This window comes from Sulfuricurvum kujiense DSM 16994 (genome assembly GCF_000183725.1).
GTDB classification, from domain to species: domain Bacteria; phylum Campylobacterota; class Campylobacteria; order Campylobacterales; family Sulfurimonadaceae; genus Sulfuricurvum; species Sulfuricurvum kujiense.
Genome location: NC_014762.1, coordinates 1,312,121 through 1,329,110, shown reverse-complemented (window position 1 = coordinate 1,329,110; position 16,990 = coordinate 1,312,121). Strand labels below are relative to the sequence as shown.

The following is a 16,990-nucleotide window of genomic DNA, read 5'->3' as shown; positions in this document are numbered from 1 at the left end:
TTTTGTACTACAATTACTAAATAACTTAAGAGATAAAGATTAGCAAATGATGACCTATGAAGCAAACATCCCCAATCGTGAAGAGTGCCAGACCTGCCCTCTAACTTTTGCGTACAAAGAGATCAACCTTCTGTATGATATCGCCGTCATGCTGACCAGCACAACCGAGATTCTTGATAGTGTCGAAAAAGCGATGCGTAAATTGAAACAACACGGATATTTGGAACGATGTGCATTGTTTCGTAAAAAAGACGACGCCGATGAACTTGAACTTCTTAATTCCATTGACTTGGAACCCTATCAAAAAAAGATGGCGACCTACCGTTTCGGTGAAGGGGCTACAGGCCTTGCGGCCAAAAGCCGCGAACCGATTGTTATCGAAAATATCCATAACAATATTAATTATCTGAACAAAATGGGGAATATTTCGACACAAATGGTCTCCTATGTCGCTGTGCCGCTCCTCCAAGAGGACGAAGTGATCGGTGTTATTTCCGCCAATATCGGAAAAAACAGTCCGCTTAATTTTGATGAAATCGTCCGTATGCTCACCATCGTAGGGTCTCTCTTCGTTGGGGCTTTAAAAGCACAGCAAACGATGACGAAAGAAAAAGAGTCCCTCAGTGAGCTCAAAACCTACTACAAAGAGGAGCTTCAAAAAGATTATAAATTTGAAAACATCGTCGGACGATCTACTCGAATGCAGCAAGTTTTCGGGATGATCAATACCGTTGCACCGACCGATGCGACTATTTTAATCCGAGGGGAAACAGGAACCGGTAAAGAGCTGATTGCTACGGCGGTACATAATCTCAGCCGTCGCCAAAACGGTCCGTTTATCAAACTTAACTGTGCCGCAATCAGCGAAACTTTGCTGGAGAGCGAACTGTTCGGTCATGAGAAGGGAGCCTTTACCGATGCGCGTGAGATGCGTAAAGGGCGGTTTGAATTGGCAGACGGCGGAACTTTGTTTCTCGATGAAATCGGCGATATTACCCCGGCACTGCAGGTGAAGCTTCTCCGTATTTTGCAAGAGCAGGAGTTCGAACGGGTCGGCGGGAACAAAACGATTAAAACCAATGTCCGTCTCGTAGCGGCAACCAACCGCAATTTGGAAGAGATGGTGCGCAAAGGGGAATTTCGTGAAGACCTTTTTTACCGTCTAAACGTCATTCCGATTAACTTGCCGCCGTTGCGTGAGCGGTACGAAGACGTTAAATTGCTTATTGAGCATTATCTCCACCGATTTATGAAAGAGCACCGTAAAACGATGCACTTTACAAAAGAGGCGATGGAATTGCTGCTTGATTATCCATGGCCTGGAAATATTCGTGAGCTTCAAAATACGATGGAGCGTATCGTACTCATCTGCCCAGACGGCGAAATTCAACCGGAGATGCTGGCGCATGTATTGCCGTTTAATTATCAAAAACTTTATATGCAAAGCGAACCGGCTCCGACGCCGCAGCCGGCATATATAAGTCAGCCTGCACCGACGCCGCACGCTGAAGTGCATTCCGGCGGACCGATGACCAAAAAAAGTCTCCAGGAGCTCGAACGTGAATCGATTCTTCAAGCGCTCATCGATTCTCACGGTATTCAAACCAAAGCGGCGAGACTGCTCGGAATGACTGCTCGACAAATCGGGTATAAAATCAAACAGTACGGCATAGAGATCTAAGGCATCTCTATACGTACGCAGTTTTTTCCGTCTTTTTTCGCACGATAAAGCGCCTTGTCCGCACGTTCAAATGCCTGTTCGAGAGTTTCAGCAGGCTGAATAGAGGTCAGACCGAAACTGCAGGTTACATGGACGATCGTTTCAAAACTGTTTTTATCGATGAGCTGACGGATTTGTTCGGCGATTTTAACGACGGTTGAGGGGTCCGAATAGCGAAGCAAGATGGCGAATTCTTCTCCCCCCCAGCGGACGAATATATCCGATTTTCGAATCGATCTGCTTACCAAAGCAGAGAGCTCTTTTAATACCGAATCCCCGACATTATGGCCGAATGTATCGTTGATACCTTTAAAATTATCGATATCAAAGAGGAGCAGAAACAGCTTGTCTGTATATTGTTCGCCGAGCGCTTGATGCGCTTGGAAAATTTCTTCGAACAACCGTCTATTCCCGATTTCGGTTAATGTATCGGTCGTAGCCATTTTTAACAATCCCCTCTCCCCTTCGCCGACCATTCCCATTAACGAATGGACCATATTATATTCGTGTTTTATAATCGGGGTTAATTGTGCGTAGCATATAGAGAGTAAATGATGCTTGTCGATAATGCCGACAATCGTGTTGTTTTTTGCTACCACAATTTTTTTAAAAGAACATTCCTGCATCTGATCAAGAACTTCAGATATCTTTAAAGACGCATCAAAAAGAGTGACGGGAGCTGTCATAAATTCTTTAACCGGCAAACCGGTGTTATCGCAGTTATGAAGCGCACGGACGAGGTCTTTTAAAGTCAATATTCCGGCCGGAACAGAGTCTCGTGTAAGTACAACCGCGTCTGCACTGGAAATAGAGAAAAATTCCAATATTTTATAAATGATCACATCGCTTTCAAATACACCGCACACATGAGTTTCGTCAAAAAGCGTTCCGATTGCAGTTGAATGCGATATGACTGATATTTCTTGAATCATTCTTCCTCTTACGCTATTGTTTAAACACCAAGACATTCGAATTAGATAAATTTTGCTTTTAATATATTAAAAAAAATATTATAGCACAAAAAAATACAATATTAAAAATATTACATACTTTGCTGATTCAACCGCTTCTTAATATCAACAGTGCTAAAACTGAAAGTGAAAATTTCTCTCAGGAGTATTTTCATGAAACGGATCATTAACATCTATACCGAACACAAAAACAGCGTTCAATTTTATCTTCGTACAACCATGGACAACTTCCATCCTCTCTCAAATGATTCTGGGGATATGCGCCGATTTTTTGAAACTGAAAAGTCTGCTGAAGTTATCTATGCGGTTAACGACTCATTTGTCCAATTCACACCCAGCTACGGAAGAGAATATAGTGACGAAGATCGAAAAGGGACCGACAAATCTTTTTATTTTAAGTGGGTAAGTTTTGTCGAGGAACCGATCCATATCAGCAACCCGTATCTCCACCATGTAACAGGATTACCTACATTAACGGGCGTTAAAAGAGAAAACGGCCGTTTTGTCGTCGTCGACTTTGATATGCTAAAACTTCTCGAAGAACTTCGACTTATCGAACATAACAGCGTATATGAACAGATAAATCGATTTGTATTGGGAAGCGGCGGGCTGTTACTTGGATTTGTTTCTGTTTTTTTAATCTTTTACGGAGCCTATATCTTTTATGAGATGCTCCTTTCGCCTTATACCGGAGAAGCGGTAATGCATCAAATATTTACCTCTATTATCTCTATTACGATCGGTTTGGCTATCTATGATTTGGCCAAAACGCTTATTGAAAATGAGGTTTTATTTAAAACGTACGATTATGGAAACGATCTGCAGAACAAAGCATTATCAAAGTTTTTGACTTCTATCATAATTGCCCTTTCTATTGAGTCACTCATGGCGGTGTTTAAAATTGTATTGGATGATTACAGTAAGCTGATTAACGCCTTTTATCTCATACTAGGGGTAACGTTGCTCATTGTGGGAAGCGGGATACACAATCGTCTTTCCCGTCGGCCGCGTAAACGAAATAGTTAGATTTCCATCTGATATAATCAGATCCGTATAAACAATAAGAAACAAAAAAGGTTTAAGGCAATTTAATGAAAACTCTAAAAAGTTCATTTAGCGAATACTTTGCCAATAAAAGAATAGAGCAAACCCCTTATTACCTTATTGCCCTCTTGACCTTTAATATGATAGTGGTCGTTACGATCGCGATAGTGCTTTTGTATAACCTCGGGTTTGAACGTCAAAAAAATCGTTTGGTCGAACTTGTAGAGACGCAAGCCGTGATGATAAATATCGTAGCGCAGCAAGAATTTTTACTCTACGACGGCATTTCAGTCGAGACGAAAAAAAAGCTGGCTGTAAATGTCATTCAAAAAATAGCCGAAGCCCACTATCGATACGGAGGATTTGGACAGACGGGGGAATTTACTCTCGGAAGACGTGATGGGGATAAAATCCAGTTTCTGATTAAACAACGCCATTATAAAATGAGCAAACCGACGGCAATCCCATGGAAATCGGAGCTTGGCGAGCCTATGCGCCAAGCGCTGAAAGGGGAAAAAGGGACGATAATAGCATTCGACTACAGAGGCGAAACCGTTTTGGCAGCGTATGAACCGATCAAAGATTTAGGATGGGGGATCGTTGCTAAAATAGACATATCCGAAATCCGTGCCCCCTATATCAAAGCGGCGGAATACGCATTTGGATTAACGATCTTATTAGCATTGATCGGCAGTCTTATTTTTTGGTATTTTCTCCATACGCTGGTACAGGATATCGAAGATTCGCGCCATTTTAACCGGATGTTGATCGCCAATTCATCCGCCGGGTTGGCACTTTGTTCTTTAGACGGAAAAATTCTCGATGCGAACAAAAGTTTTTTAAAAATAATCGCCCTTTCCAGTAAACGGATTCGGGGACTAAGTTACTTTGATTGCATATCGGAGGATGCCGTCGTATTTGAAAAAGAGCAGTTTCGTGCATTGATACAAAACAAACATATTGATCCGTATGAAAGTACCTATATCGGTAAAAGCGGTGAAGCCGTACCGGTCAAAATCTCAGGCAAACTTATTATGATCAAGGCTCAGCCCTATGTATGGCTGAGTGTAGACAATATAAAAGAGTATAAAAGACGCGAAGCGGAACTCTTATTGTCCGATGCCGTTTTTCACAATACGAGCGAAGTGATTTTTGTCACCGATACTTCCAAAAAAATTATCAAAATCAACGAAGCGTTTACAGCCGTAACGGGATTTAGCGAAGAAGAAGTCTTAGGAAAAGATCCCCGTATTCTAAAATCGGGCAAACACGATCGCCATTTTTATGACGAAATGTTTCATACGATTAACAGTACAGGAAAATGGCGCGGCGAAATATGGAATAAACGGAAAAACGGTGAACTCTTCCCCTCATTGCAAAGTATCTCGGCTATTCGGGATGAAACAGGAAAACTGATACGCTATGTAGCGGTCTTAAGCGATATCACCCTTCAAAAAGCGTATGAGGAGAAACTGCTTATAGACTCCCATCATGACGTTTTGACGGGTTTGCCGAATCGTCTTTTTTTTAATCAGGTATTTACTCAGGTACTTGCCAGATCCGAACGGAATCATCAGATATTCGCCCTCTTTTTTATCGACCTCAATCAGTTTAAAGAGGTTAATGACACTTACGGACATGAGTGCGGGGATATCCTTTTAAAAACAGTCGCTAAACGGCTGAAAGAAACTATCCGTTCCGATGATTTTGTCGCCCGTTTAGGAGGCGATGAATTTACCATTATCCTCGAAACCATCAAGACTAAAGAGGAAGCGGTATCAGTTGCAAAAACACTTCTGGATAAAACCGAACAGCCTATCGTACTTGAGAATTGCGACATCATTCCCTCCATCAGCATCGGTATCGCCTTTTATCCTCAGGACGGTGCGGATGCATCGACATTGCTCAAATCTGCCGATAAAGCAATGTATCATGCAAAACATGAGACCATAGTGCATTTTACACTGTGCAGTGAATTGTGAGGATCACAGCTCACCGCCCCCTCGTACAATATCCATCCCGTATTTGTCCCTGATAGTGGTTAACGCATCGCTAAGACTGCGCATTTTCATATCATTTTCATATTCTAAAATATTAAATGTTTTCGGGTCATGATGGATAAATTTTGTAGCACTCATGGCGATGTAACGGACACGTATATGAGGATAAACATCAAGCTCTCTGAATTTCTCTATCGTAAAAGATTGGAGAAACGTCTCATTAAAGAGACGATACAGGGTGTATTGTTTTTTGGAGCTTCCCCAGTTTTCATATCCCAATGAAAAAGAGTACGTCGTAGGATTCACCCCCAGCTTCATGATGGTATGGCTCCAATGGCGTACCAAAATGTGAATACGGCGGAAAAGCTCATCCCTCTCCTGTACCGGATGATCCATCGATCTGGATATCCCTATCCCTTTTCTAGATCGGCTTGGCTGTACCCTCTCATTGTCCTCGCCTCTGAGCCGCGCATAAAGATCGCGTCCGTGTGTTCCCCAAGATCGGATAAGAGCATCCGATTTCCAGGCATTACCGATACTCTTGATCCCGTAACGCTCCATTTTCTGAGAAAATGCTTTGCCCACACCGGGAAAGTCACCGATGGGAATATCTTTGACAAACGATTCGATCTCCTCTGCGTGGACGACGCGCACACCGTAAGGCTTGGCGGAAGATGTTGCGAGCTTCGCAATCCATTTGGAACGGCTTGCACCGATAGAGACGGGCAATTTAAACTCTACGCTGATTTGATTTTGGAGGTGCCGGACAAACTCATACGTATCGACATCATCGATCCATCCGCCAAGATCACCAAACATCTCATCGATGCTGTACTGCTCCATCACGGGGATAAGCGTCGAGAGATACTCCATCAGTTCATGACTCATCGTATGATACAGCAGATGATTCGGCGGCAGGAGGATGAGATGGGGACAAAGACGGAGAGCTTCATGCACGCTCATAGCGGTTTTTATCCCGTATGCACGTGCTTCATAGCTCGCGGTCGTGATAATCCCCCGCATTTTATCCCCGTCTTTAAAATAGTGTCGGCTGTCGTGCTCCGCATGAAAGAGTGAGGGGACGAAAGCTCCCGAATTCACCGTCATCAGTTTTTTGGCATGGGAGGGTTTCTTGTCAAAGATAAACGGATCGCCCCGCCCTCCGACGGCCACGCATTTCCCCTCTAATGAGGGATTTCGAACCCGTTCGCAGGAGGCAAAAAAACAGTCAAGGTCTAAATGAATAATCATAGAGAGGATAATAGAGCGATTTTAGCAAAAAGCTCTATTCCCTGTCAGATTGACATGCTTTAAAGCCTAAAGGAGTTCGAGCTTGTACAAAAACAACCGCTCTTTATAGGATGGGATATCGAGTTCCTGACGGTATTTGGCGATGACGCGGCGCACCATCTTGACCCCGAAACGCTCTTCAATCATCTCATGAAGCGTTTTATCGCTGAAAGGGTCGTCTTTATTCTCGCTCGTGACAAGACGTTTGAGAAAATGTTTGATCTCCGAGGTTGAGACTTCGCCGATCGAATTGGAGAAAAAGTCTTTAAACGCGTACAAGCCCCGTTCCGTCTGAATGTATTTGTCGGCAATCGCCCGTGAGATCGTCGATTCGTTAAAGCCTAACTCATCGGCAACATCCTGAAGACGCAGCGGTTTAAGCTCCCCACCCATAAAAAAGCCGTACTGTTTCTCAAGCAGAACCAATGCGACGTTATAAAGGGTCGCTTTGCGCAGGTCAAGCAGTTTGACCAGTTCGCGCGCCTCTTTGAATTTTTGACGGGCAAAATTATCGTATTTATCGATCATATTGACCTGCAAGTCCGGATAAAACGCATGGTTGATACGGATATTGAGTTCCGAACCCGAAAATTCGACAAAAAGATCGGGAGTGATCTGCGTCTCCGGTTCCATATACTCCAATGCAGGCGGGTTGCGAAGATGCTGTAAAACATGTTTGGCATCGTGAAGCCGCGGATGGTTGATAAATTTTTCCATTTTGTCAAACTGCAAAATCATCGCACTGAGCAAAATGCTCAGTTCATCATCCAGATCATGATCGCTGAGCTGGAATAAAAACGACTCTTTGTAATCCACCGCACCGACACCGGAAGGCTCGAGATGGGCAAAACGCTGACGGACCCGTTCTACGGTATGGGCATCGGTATCGCACTGCTGTGCCACCTCTTCGACGCTTCCCTCAAAATATCCCTCATCGCTGATGTAATAGACGATCTGACGTGCGATCTTTTGCGAAATCGGTGTCGGAAAAAGCGGTGCTACGATCTGCTCGTCGAGTTTTTCGTAGAGAGAGGTAGAGGAGATACTCAACCATTCGATCTGATCGCTGGAAGCGTTGGATACATAGTTTTGAAATGCTCCGTAGGCTGCGCCTCCCCCTGCGGAAGTATTAGACTCTTCAAAGCCCGATTTTACTTCCAGGCAAGGGTTCTCATTCGTAATTACCTGAAGGTGTTTTTCTAGGTCATTGAGCGAGCATTGAAGTAGCGGAAGCCACGTCTGCATCGATAATCTTGGTAATTGTTTTTGTTTATATGAAAGTGTTGTTTGCATGATAATCCGCCTAAAATAATACACACTTACATAACAAGTGCATAAATTGTTCTTTTAAAAGTATAGACTCTTTTTAAGCAGATGAGTGATTAAAAAACATACAGTTCTATCTGCCTCAAAAGAGGCAGTAGATTCAATCGGAATAAATACCGATGGGATTTATGTAAGGTAGGGCTTAATATTTAATACGTACCAATCCGTTTGGTGCGATGACTTTCATTTGACAAGCAAGACGAGCTTTCGGATTGCTTTCGTTAAGCGTTTTAAGTACCGCTTTCTCTTTATCAGTAACAGGACTCATATATTCCATTCCTGATTCGATCATTACGACACAGGTACCGCATTCACCGTCACGGCATCCGAAAGGAAGCGCACTTCCTGAAGCTTCAACGATATCTTGGATCGTTTTGCCCGGAATAACGTTGATCGCCAAAAAGTCATTCATAATTTCTACACGTGTTGTCATCCCAACTCCTTTAATGATTATGATGTTCGCTAAACGAATTGTTTCCGTTTAGATGTTAGCCCGAGGGCACTTAGAAATATTTAGTACGGTTTGACCAGTATCGCGTCTTTTATTACGCATTGACAAGCCAAACGTACCGGAGTCGGACGATTGAACTGTTGAGCGATTTCAGCCTCTTTTTTGGTGATAGCGCCCATTGAAACTAATGTTTCAAGCTCTTTATCTTCCATATAGACTGCTTTGCCTTTTGATGCGTATTCTTCAGCATTTGAGTCCATTGATTCATCAGTAGCAATGTCTTCAATACGTACAACACAGCTTCCGCACATACCGTCTGTACAATCTGTCGGGATTACAATACCGTTGCTTTGGGCAACACGCAGTAATACATCACCGGATTTTGCGTAAACACGTTTATTTTGACCTTCAGCGAAGCCGCAAAAAATGACACTGACCATCTTAACCTCCTCATATTTCCCGCATCACATGATAACAACCATGTTTCTGCAGTATGCACAAATCTCAAAAAGTGTAGATTACTCCCCCTCTTCTTGAGATTGCGCCGCTTTTTCAGCAGCTTTTTTAGCGCGATGTTCTTTTATCCATCGGAGTTCTTCGGCCACTTCATCGTATCCGTCATCTTCCAGAGCACTCTCTAATTCCGCTTCGCGGCACCCGAAGATCAGCCCCTCTTCGATAAAATTGACTTCATATACCCGGATGGTCTGAAGAAAATCACCTATGGCACGGACATACCCTTCCGCTCCCGCTTCTACAAGAATGTCTCCGACTGCCGCATGGGGGTAGGTCCCGTCATTTCGGATCGATTTGGTTAATCGTACTCTCTGCCCGATTCTGTAAAGAGAAAGAATCTCGTCTTTAGTGGACATTTTATAGAGATTGGTTTTACGGGCTGCCTCATCAATCGGCATATCCTCTTCAGAAACTAACGGTGTTTTGGCTGACGCAGGCGTGGACTCCATGACTGACCTCCTCTACGCTACTGCAGCTGCTTGATGTGGAACAGGTACCGCAAGCACTCGGCTTATCGAACATCTCCCAGACATCGGCTGCTGACGGGCTGTACCCGTTTTCAAAATTCTTATAAACGGTAATCAAAGCGAACTTGTAATATTCAAGCAATTTTTCATCGCTTCCCATATCGTGCCCTTTAGCTTTATCCACCAATTCTCCAAATTTTTTCATCATATGAAAACGTTTTACCTGAACCAAACGCTCATCGTATGCAAGATCGAAAAAATCAAAAAAATCTTCGGTATCGGTGATTTTTTGAAATTCAGCTAACGTTCCCATAATATTCTCCTTATAATCCCATCTCACTTTTGAGCTGGTTTGCCCAACCGATAACTCTCTCTTCGGTCAAATCTTCCTGATTGACATCGTCAATCCCTAATCCGCAGAATTTTCCGTCACGTTCCGCGAGGGAAAACTCATAGTCGTATCCGCTTGTCGGAATGAAACCGTATGCACTTGCACCGAGTGAGGTGAAAAGATCGTGCATTTTCCCCAAAGCGCTTATAAAGTGTTCGCCGTGGGTTTTTTGGTCACCCGCACCGAAGAAAGCTACTTTTTTCCCTTCCAAATCGGGACGATCGTTATCGAGTTCATATAGCGGATCAACCCAGTCACGCTGAGGATCGCCCTGCCCCCATGTGGATGAGCCCAGAAGCAATACATCGAAATCCTCGAATTGATCGATCCCGTCAAAATCTTCTTCCATATCGATCAATTCAGCACCTTTGAACTGATCCGCAAGAAGTTCTGCCGCACCTCGTGTGACACCGCTACTGCTACCGAAAAAAATTCCTACTTTTGCCATTATTTACCCCTTTATCCTTGTTGTATACACGGTTTATATTGTTCATAAATCTCAATCGCGCTTGAGAGTGTTTTATCTCCGTCTTCAAAGAGTGCATCAAGCGTTCGATAACTGAAGCGGTGCGCATCTTTGAAATATTTATTGACGATACAGATACGATCGGCAATAACGGCACATCGTCCGAACCCTTCATGGCTCATCTCCATAATAACGTTACAGACGACCCCTGTTTTACGTTCAAACGACAATGCAACCGCTTTATAGATCATCTTGATGTCATTGATCATCATCTCATCAATGTCTGCAATCAACGGAACCAATTTGAGTTCCTCTTTGGTTTTGACATACTTTTTGATCAGCAACTCTTCATCGCCGATCTTTGCCCAGTTTCCGAATTGATCGAGTGCACGGATCTGACGAACGATTTCTAGTCCGAAATCACTTAATTTTTTTTCTGCTTCCATCGTACTATCCCTTTATTTTTGATACGCCAAAGGAGCCAAGCCCCTTCCGGCTATGTTCACACTGGTTCGCTTCGGCAGCGGACCCACGCACAGTAAACCGTGCTTATATTTTATTACTCGCCTTCTGCCCATCGGTCTTGACGTACGTCGTGTTCGGTCTGCATTTGCATAATGTTTTTGATCCACGGCGGAGGATTGCCGTTGATCATTTTTACCAGCTCTTTTAGAACCTCTTCGATTCGTGTCGAGTTATTCGCTTTCATCGGATGTATGCCGGCTCGGATAACTTTTGCCGCAGCCGTTCCGCCGATACTTTCCGAATACATGATGTTGACCCCTTTAAGGGCTCGGACACGATAATCGGTTTTATCATCATCTTCTAATTCGGCATTGTCCGTTTTTATGACTTCGGAGACTTCATATCCGTCTTTGGATACGTTGTATACAACAAACTCTTTGGCCCCGCCGAAATGAGCATTGATCTCTTCCATATCTTTCGTCGCAAAAGCAACTTTTAAAGCGCTATTCATAGTCCCATTCCCCTCTACCGTGATTTTAGTGTTCATGTTTGACCTTTCTCAATTCGTTTGCGATCTCGAATAAAAAATATGTGCTTCCTTCATACAGTTGATCGTTTTTGAGCTGGTTCCCTAACTCTTCGTAATTAGGGAATCCTCGGATAACGAGAGCCGTATGTTCTACACTATGCAAGATTCGTTCTGCATGGAAATTACTGATAACCATGTCCGCCTCATCAAAGAAACGGCGCGCATCTTCCAAATCACCGACAAATACATTATCCGCTTCTATCAAGTGAAGAGCGTCGCTAAACGTCGTAGATACCGCTGCAACGACGGTTCCGCCGACACTTCGGAGCAGCGCACAGATACCGACGAGCATATCCGGCTCACCCGTAACGACGAAATGGGAACTTCCGATCAGAAAATGAGAATCGAGCATCGCATCCTGCAGACGTGATCGCCACCGCTTGACCAACGGTTTTGGCTCCGTGTGTCGTATTTTCATCAGAGCAGCGACAAAATTGTCACACCCGTCCAATCCCATCATATGGTCAAAATGGAGATGCTCGATTGAGGGATTTTTCTTTAACAGAGCCTGCGCCGATTTTTTCATCGACGTACCGATGGAGACGACCACCGAAGAGGTTGCTAGTTCACGGATCTGATCAACCGTAATCCCGCCGTTGGCAAGTTTTCCCTGCCCCTCTTCCCAATATCCGTCGAGCGAAGTGGAGAGATCGGGAAGCGCATAGGTCTCAAACCCGAAGTCCTCGCAAAAGCATTTGATTTTTTCGACTTCGATAGGCTGCATGCTCAGGTGAGGCAGCAGTACGAGTTTATTCGCTCTGACCTCGGTTGATTCTGCGGTGATCTGTTCGATCATTGCCGCTACCGTGAGCGCCCAGCCGCTCTCCATCCCCCCTTCGTAATCGGGAGTATTGACGAAGACATAGGGGATCTCGATGTGCATTCCGACACCGCGGACATCATCCCCTTTGGTCTCGGTCAGTCCCGTCGTGTGCAGACCGATCATGCTGGGTTTGAGATTTTTCTCTTTAGACTGGATATTTTCTATCGCCATCAGGATCGAGTAATCCCCGCCGTCGAGTACGGCGGTGATATCGCTCACCGAAGTGTTGCGTACGGCGATGGGTTCGTTGAAATGGCGGGTGAAGAAAACTTTGGTGTACGAGGCGCATCCCTGTGCTCCGTGCATCAGAGCCATACAGTCTTTGACCCCCAAAAATGCCAGGGTTGCACCCATCGGCTGGGAGTGTTTGATAGGATTAACCTGCAGAGGTTTGCGTTCATGATGTGAGAGGGAGAATTCCATGACAACTCCTTGTTAAAAGGAGTATTGCAAGAAGTGTGCGAGAAGAGCTTATTGTTAAGATACTAAATACAGCTTGACACTAAAGTAATATTGTATATAATATCACCATGAAAATTGTTTTAGATACCAATATCATCGTAGCAGCACTTATGAGTCGAAACGGCATAGCCAATGCACTTCTCATTCGACTCTTTGAGATGGATCAAAAAATCAATGTCGTTTCGAATCCTTTAATCTTAGAGATGGAAGCAGTCTTGAAACGAAATGAAAACAAAGTGTCTTGCGGTAATTTGGATGACGGAACAATAGACCTATTTATCGATGATTTGTGTCTGATTTCACATCATCAGAAGATAAACTTTTTGTGGCGGCCGTTTTTGCATGATCCGCAGGATGATATGGTTTTAGAAACGGCTTTTAATTCCCAAGCTGAGATTATAGTCACTTACAATCTCAAAGACTTTACCGAAGTTGAAAAATATTTCGGTATTAAGATTATGACTCCCAAAGAGTTATATCCCTTATTAGGAGAAACAAAATGAACTTTGCCCTACGGATTCCCGATTACTACCGACAAGAGATAGAAGCGCTCAAAGGTGACATTTCGATTAATCAGTTTATTATTACGGCATTGAGTGAAAAAATTGCATCGCTTAGAACCGAAGAGTATCTACAAGAGAGAGCGAATCGCGGATCACGCGAACACGCCCTTTCATTGCTCAAAAATGCACCCGATGTTCAGCCGAAAGCAGAAGATACGTTTTAAACATCGGCTGGGAGTGTTTGATCAGGTTTCGAGAGGGAGAATTTTCCATGACAACTCCTTAGTTGCCATAGATAATGTAAGAAGTGGGCGAGGAGAGGTACTTAGTATAAATTATTTACCTTAATCAAGACTCTCCTAATAATAGTTGTTTTACATAACTCGATAATTCAGTTAATCCTTGAGATACCGTAACAATATTTGCAACATCACTTAATCTCTCAAATAGTGTTTTTGTTATTGGTGTTTTATTCATCTCATTACGAAATTCATCATTTACAACCATATGTCCAAAAACCATGTCAATAGAATCCATTATAGGTATAGAACCAGAAATATTATATTCATCAACACTAACTAATATTTTTTGCATTGCTCTTAGCAAAAATTCTTTTACTTTTTCATCTAAATCAGTTTCTATAATTTCTTTGTAAAGGTTATCGATCTTTTCTCTTATTTCATTTAACTTTTCTTTTTCAATAAGAGATATTATTGATTTTGATTGCAATAAATTTGCAGAAAGCTGAAGATATGCAATTGAATGATTATCGATGTGTTTAATAAATGTGTCCCATTTATCATTAATATTTTGTAATAAAAACGCATGACTTAGTTGTTTACTCCAATGTTCATATGTATTAGATTGATTAGGAAATTTTTCTTTTAATTCTGAAATGATTTGATTGGGTAACTCCATCACTTTGCCCATTCGAGACATCATTAGTGCATGATCAGTAATCTCTACATTTAATAGTCTTGCCCATACAGCTCGACATGGTGCATTCACATTTTCATTTTTCCCATCCTGTAAAATTTTTAGCAATCTTTCAGCTGGATTATCGTGTATCATCATACCCTCACTTATTTATTTCATTGCATTTTATCAGTTTTCTTTACCACTTTGCCGATATCTTGTCATTCTTAACTGTATAATAACCCCCTTTTCCGCTTCCGTGACTCTCAAAAATATGTCTATGATATGTTTATATCCTCTAATCGCATCAATATTTGATACGATTATCGTTAAATTTGATTAAGACTCTTTACACTCATAAACATGAACATCCCTCTGCGGATACGGAATTGTTACGTTTGCGGAGTTAAGTGCTTTATAGACCGCCATATTGACCTCATACTGCGTTTTGAAATAGCTTCTCGTCGGAACCCAGTAGCGCATCCCGATCTCGACGGCACTATCTCCGAAATTCTGTATCCCCACAACCGCTTTGTTCTCACCCGATAGGTTCTCGAAAGCATCTATCACATTTTTGATCAGTTCAACCGCTTTTTCGGCGTCGTCGTTGTACGAAATGCCGACACTCGATTCAACGATGCGGTAATCAAACGAGTTGACGATCACCTCTCCGATCATGTTTTTATTGGGGATCGTAATGAGCTCTTCATCCTCGGTGCGTAGCGTCGTGTATCCCAGTTTAATCTCTTCGACGACGCCGTAGACGTTATTGACCGAAATCGTGTCCCCGAGTTTAAAGGGGCGGGTAATGACCAGTGATATCCCCGCCGCGAAGTTGGCAACCGTCCCCTGCAACGCCAAACCTGCAGTCAGGAATACGGCACCGACCGCTGCGACAAACGGAGCGATTGAGATGCCTAGTTTGCCGATTGCGACGATAAACATCGCACCGAATATCAAAATACGGACAATATTGGCCGCAAACTTGCCCAGTGTGACATCAAAATCGTGAGTATTGAAAAATCGGATCAAAACATTATAAATGTATTTTGAAAGAAACCATCCGATGGTGATGATAATTACGGCACCGATAATTTGAAAGCTGTAATTTGTAAAAAATTCTATCGTCAGCTCATAGAATTTTTGAACATAATGTAACTCTTGATTCATAGTGTCTCCTTGAAATTCAAAAGGAACATTATGCCCAATTACCTCCGCCAATACTGTATTTCTTTAAGCCTAATTAATTTTATACGATCTATAATGACAGCTTCCGCCTAATGGAACTAGACACAAAAGGTGTGCATGATGATACGGATGGGCATGATCACAGTGTTTCTAATATTACCGCTATGGGGTGTCGAGAACACACTCGGAACGACGGGATATGCACGCTTGCAAACCTCTTTGCAAGACGACAAAGCCGATGTCTGTTTCAAAGCCCCCGGTGCCGGGAGCAAATACCGCCTCGGCAATGAATGCGATACATGGATAGAGCTAGGGCTGTATGATCGGATCCATTTTGATAACGGTATTACGATGCACAATCAGATTCGCCCTATCTTCTCGGGCGCGAACAATCGGCAGATCGACTATCTCCGTCTCGATGAGATATACAGTGAAATCAGCGGTATCTTCGATAATAACAGCGTCTCATTCTGGGCGGGGCGCCGCTTTTACGAACGATACGACAGCCACATTAATGATTATTTCTTTTTCAACATGAGCGGTGACGGAGCTGGATTCCGCAATCTTAATATTAACGGATATAAACTCTCCTACAGCTACATCTTCGACCGTCTCAATCCTTCAAATATCAGCGGAGATGAAAAAGTCCGTTTTGACAGCCATGATCTTCGGCTAATCAAAACCGTACCGCGGGGGGAATGGACTGTTTTCGCCAACCGGATGGAAGTCCATTCCAAAACTTTCAGCGACTCTCAGCACATCAGCGCATCCCCCGGCTATGCGGCGGGTTTTCTTTATAAAGATACGCAGATATGTAAAGAGCTTTTCGGGATGGAGGGAGAGAATATCAGCGGTATTTTTTACGGAAAAGGGGTGGCGAAAAGTGCCGGAAGCGGTTCTCCCTATTTACAGGAAGGCTTGATCGACAATATTATCTCAGCACCCGATACGATTGAAGAAGCACGGACATGGCGGTTTATCAACTACAATGCATTCGAAAATGAAACGTGGGGATTGATGAGTAATTTCGTCTATGAAAAACGCAAAGAGACCGCCTTTTCGGGAACCGATCAAACCTGGATTTCGGCGGGGGTACGCCCTTACTGGTTTTTTCATAAAAACGGCAGGCTGGTACTTGAAGAGGGTATTGATCGTGTAGAAGACGGCACTTCCCATAATATCTATACCCTTACCAAAACGACGGTCGCTCTTGAAGCGGCACTTGATAAAGGGGTATGGAAACGTCCGGTCCTCCGACTCTATTATACCTATGCTAATTGGTCTGAAAGCGCTTTGGGTTTAATAGGAACCGACTACTACACAAAGCAGACACACGGCGACAATCTCGGCATTCAGCTTGAGTATTGGTGGTAAAAACAATTTTCGTTATAATAAACAATAAG

19 protein-coding genes are annotated in these 16,990 nt (G+C 43.3%); 6 read left to right on the top strand and 13 right to left on the bottom strand.

Going from position 1 to position 16,990, the window contains the following annotated elements; genetic code table 11:
* Window positions 1-46: 46 nt before the first annotated feature.
* The gene (nifA, locus tag SULKU_RS06610) at window positions 47-1,681 is read left to right on the top strand and encodes a nif-specific transcriptional activator NifA (protein ID WP_013460170.1); all 1,635 of its coding nucleotides are present in this window, start codon (window positions 47-49) and stop codon (window positions 1,679-1,681) included.
* Here the strand turns inward: nifA and SULKU_RS14380 are convergent.
* A complete protein-coding gene (locus SULKU_RS14380) occupies window positions 1,678-2,652 on the bottom strand; it encodes a GGDEF domain-containing protein (protein ID WP_013460169.1) in 975 nt (324 codons plus the stop codon). The genes nifA and SULKU_RS14380 overlap by 4 nt on opposite strands.
* A 192-nt stretch (window positions 2,653-2,844) precedes the next feature.
* Here SULKU_RS14380 and SULKU_RS06600 point away from each other — a divergent pair, with 192 nt between their 5' ends.
* Both SULKU_RS06600 and SULKU_RS14375 read left to right on the top strand, forming a co-directional pair.
* On the top strand, window positions 2,845-3,717 hold the full coding sequence (locus SULKU_RS06600) for a hypothetical protein (RefSeq protein ID WP_013460168.1): 873 nt from the start codon (window positions 2,845-2,847) through the stop codon (window positions 3,715-3,717).
* A 65-nt stretch (window positions 3,718-3,782) separates the two neighbouring features.
* Window positions 3,783-5,717, top strand: coding sequence for a diguanylate cyclase domain-containing protein (locus SULKU_RS14375; RefSeq protein WP_013460167.1), 1,935 nt, complete (start codon window positions 3,783-3,785; stop codon window positions 5,715-5,717).
* 3 nt (window positions 5,718-5,720) lie between these two features.
* Here SULKU_RS14375 and SULKU_RS06590 read toward each other — a convergent pair whose 3' ends face one another.
* The 10 genes from SULKU_RS06590 to nifN all read right to left on the bottom strand — a co-directional run bounded on the left by SULKU_RS06590 (window position 5,721) and on the right by nifN (window position 12,942).
* Window positions 5,721-6,986, bottom strand: a complete 1,266-nt coding sequence (locus SULKU_RS06590) for a DNA polymerase Y family protein (RefSeq protein ID WP_013460166.1) — start codon at window positions 6,984-6,986, stop codon at window positions 5,721-5,723.
* 66 nt (window positions 6,987-7,052) lie between these two features.
* Window positions 7,053-8,318 (bottom strand): RNA polymerase factor sigma-54, encoded by a 1,266-nt coding sequence (rpoN, locus tag SULKU_RS06585; RefSeq protein WP_013460165.1) that lies wholly within the window; start codon window positions 8,316-8,318, stop codon window positions 7,053-7,055.
* Between the two features lie 175 nt (window positions 8,319-8,493).
* On the bottom strand, window positions 8,494-8,784 hold the full coding sequence (locus SULKU_RS06580) for a 2Fe-2S iron-sulfur cluster binding domain-containing protein (RefSeq protein ID WP_013460164.1): 291 nt from the start codon (window positions 8,782-8,784) through the stop codon (window positions 8,494-8,496).
* Between the two features lie 80 nt (window positions 8,785-8,864).
* The gene (locus tag SULKU_RS06575; RefSeq protein ID WP_013460163.1) at window positions 8,865-9,242 is read right to left on the bottom strand and encodes a 2Fe-2S iron-sulfur cluster-binding protein; all 378 of its coding nucleotides are present in this window, start codon (window positions 9,240-9,242) and stop codon (window positions 8,865-8,867) included.
* Window positions 9,243-9,320: 78 nt separating this feature from the next.
* Complete coding sequence (locus SULKU_RS06570; RefSeq protein WP_245535137.1) at window positions 9,321-9,767, bottom strand: nitrogen fixation protein NifZ; 447 nt, start codon at window positions 9,765-9,767, stop codon at window positions 9,321-9,323.
* The gene (locus SULKU_RS06565) at window positions 9,724-10,098 is read right to left on the bottom strand and encodes a nitrogenase-stabilizing/protective protein NifW (RefSeq protein ID WP_013460161.1); all 375 of its coding nucleotides are present in this window, start codon (window positions 10,096-10,098) and stop codon (window positions 9,724-9,726) included. Before SULKU_RS06565 ends, SULKU_RS06570 begins: the two co-directional genes overlap by 44 nt.
* 10 nt (window positions 10,099-10,108) lie before the next feature.
* Window positions 10,109-10,624 carry a flavodoxin gene (locus SULKU_RS06560; RefSeq protein ID WP_013460160.1) on the bottom strand — a complete coding sequence of 172 codons (516 nt, stop codon included), beginning with the start codon at window positions 10,622-10,624 and terminating at the stop codon, window positions 10,109-10,111.
* Window positions 10,625-10,635: 11 nt separating this feature from the next.
* The gene (locus SULKU_RS06555; RefSeq protein ID WP_013460159.1) at window positions 10,636-11,088 is read right to left on the bottom strand and encodes a NifX-associated nitrogen fixation protein; all 453 of its coding nucleotides are present in this window, start codon (window positions 11,086-11,088) and stop codon (window positions 10,636-10,638) included.
* 113 nt (window positions 11,089-11,201) lie between these two features.
* Window positions 11,202-11,654 (bottom strand): nitrogen fixation protein NifX, encoded by a 453-nt coding sequence (nifX, locus tag SULKU_RS06550; RefSeq protein ID WP_013460158.1) that lies wholly within the window; start codon window positions 11,652-11,654, stop codon window positions 11,202-11,204.
* Window positions 11,644-12,942 (bottom strand): nitrogenase iron-molybdenum cofactor biosynthesis protein NifN, encoded by a 1,299-nt coding sequence (gene nifN / locus SULKU_RS06545; protein ID WP_013460157.1) that lies wholly within the window; start codon window positions 12,940-12,942, stop codon window positions 11,644-11,646. Before nifN ends, nifX begins: the two co-directional genes overlap by 11 nt.
* 107 nt (window positions 12,943-13,049) lie before the next feature.
* Here nifN and SULKU_RS06540 point away from each other — a divergent pair, with 107 nt between their 5' ends.
* Window positions 13,050-13,484 carry a putative toxin-antitoxin system toxin component, PIN family gene (locus SULKU_RS06540; protein ID WP_013460156.1) on the top strand — a complete coding sequence of 145 codons (435 nt, stop codon included), beginning with the start codon at window positions 13,050-13,052 and terminating at the stop codon, window positions 13,482-13,484.
* A complete protein-coding gene (locus tag SULKU_RS06535) occupies window positions 13,481-13,708 on the top strand; it encodes a hypothetical protein (RefSeq protein ID WP_013460155.1) in 228 nt (75 codons plus the stop codon). Before SULKU_RS06540 ends, SULKU_RS06535 begins: the two co-directional genes overlap by 4 nt.
* 124 nt (window positions 13,709-13,832) lie before the next feature.
* On the opposite strand, the gene SULKU_RS06530 is transcribed toward SULKU_RS06535, so the two are convergent.
* Together SULKU_RS06530 and SULKU_RS06525 are read right to left on the bottom strand one after the other, a co-directional pair.
* Complete coding sequence (locus SULKU_RS06530) at window positions 13,833-14,558, bottom strand: hypothetical protein (protein WP_151174267.1); 726 nt, start codon at window positions 14,556-14,558, stop codon at window positions 13,833-13,835.
* Window positions 14,559-14,738: 180 nt separating this feature from the next.
* Window positions 14,739-15,569, bottom strand: a complete 831-nt coding sequence (locus SULKU_RS06525) for a mechanosensitive ion channel family protein (protein WP_013460153.1) — start codon at window positions 15,567-15,569, stop codon at window positions 14,739-14,741.
* A 135-nt stretch (window positions 15,570-15,704) separates the two neighbouring features.
* Between SULKU_RS06525 and SULKU_RS06520 the strand changes: the two genes are divergently transcribed.
* Window positions 15,705-16,961, top strand: coding sequence for a maltoporin (locus SULKU_RS06520; RefSeq protein ID WP_013460152.1), 1,257 nt, complete (start codon window positions 15,705-15,707; stop codon window positions 16,959-16,961).
* Window positions 16,962-16,990 lie beyond the last annotated feature (29 nt).

Bases quoted from the DNA above. Each gene is read 5' to 3' on its own strand.
- SULKU_RS06525 (WP_013460153.1), bottom strand. From the start codon at position 15,569: ATGAATCAAGAGTTACATTATGTTCAAAAATTCTATGAGCTGACGATA.
- SULKU_RS06600 (WP_013460168.1), top strand. From the start codon at position 2,845: ATGAAACGGATCATTAACATCTATACCGAACACAAAAACAGCGTTCAA.
- nifA (WP_013460170.1), top strand. From the start codon at position 47: ATGATGACCTATGAAGCAAACATCCCCAATCGTGAAGAGTGCCAGACC.
- SULKU_RS06535 (WP_013460155.1), top strand. From the start codon at position 13,481: ATGAACTTTGCCCTACGGATTCCCGATTACTACCGACAAGAGATAGAA.
- SULKU_RS14380 (WP_013460169.1), bottom strand. From the start codon at position 2,652: ATGATTCAAGAAATATCAGTCATATCGCATTCAACTGCAATCGGAACG.
- SULKU_RS06540 (WP_013460156.1), top strand. From the start codon at position 13,050: ATGAAAATTGTTTTAGATACCAATATCATCGTAGCAGCACTTATGAGT.
- SULKU_RS06570 (WP_245535137.1), bottom strand. From the start codon at position 9,767: ATGGAGTCCACGCCTGCGTCAGCCAAAACACCGTTAGTTTCTGAAGAG.
- SULKU_RS06530 (WP_151174267.1), bottom strand. From the start codon at position 14,558: ATGATGATACACGATAATCCAGCTGAAAGATTGCTAAAAATTTTACAG.
- SULKU_RS06560 (WP_013460160.1), bottom strand. From the start codon at position 10,624: ATGGCAAAAGTAGGAATTTTTTTCGGTAGCAGTAGCGGTGTCACACGA.
- nifN (WP_013460157.1), bottom strand. From the start codon at position 12,942: ATGGAATTCTCCCTCTCACATCATGAACGCAAACCTCTGCAGGTTAAT.
- SULKU_RS06580 (WP_013460164.1), bottom strand. From the start codon at position 8,784: ATGACAACACGTGTAGAAATTATGAATGACTTTTTGGCGATCAACGTT.
- nifX (WP_013460158.1), bottom strand. From the start codon at position 11,654: ATGAACACTAAAATCACGGTAGAGGGGAATGGGACTATGAATAGCGCT.
- SULKU_RS06555 (WP_013460159.1), bottom strand. From the start codon at position 11,088: ATGGAAGCAGAAAAAAAATTAAGTGATTTCGGACTAGAAATCGTTCGT.
- SULKU_RS06575 (WP_013460163.1), bottom strand. From the start codon at position 9,242: ATGGTCAGTGTCATTTTTTGCGGCTTCGCTGAAGGTCAAAATAAACGT.
- SULKU_RS06590 (WP_013460166.1), bottom strand. From the start codon at position 6,986: ATGATTATTCATTTAGACCTTGACTGTTTTTTTGCCTCCTGCGAACGG.
- SULKU_RS14375 (WP_013460167.1), top strand. From the start codon at position 3,783: ATGAAAACTCTAAAAAGTTCATTTAGCGAATACTTTGCCAATAAAAGA.
- rpoN (WP_013460165.1), bottom strand. From the start codon at position 8,318: ATGCAAACAACACTTTCATATAAACAAAAACAATTACCAAGATTATCG.
- SULKU_RS06565 (WP_013460161.1), bottom strand. From the start codon at position 10,098: ATGGGAACGTTAGCTGAATTTCAAAAAATCACCGATACCGAAGATTTT.
- SULKU_RS06520 (WP_013460152.1), top strand. From the start codon at position 15,705: ATGATGATACGGATGGGCATGATCACAGTGTTTCTAATATTACCGCTA.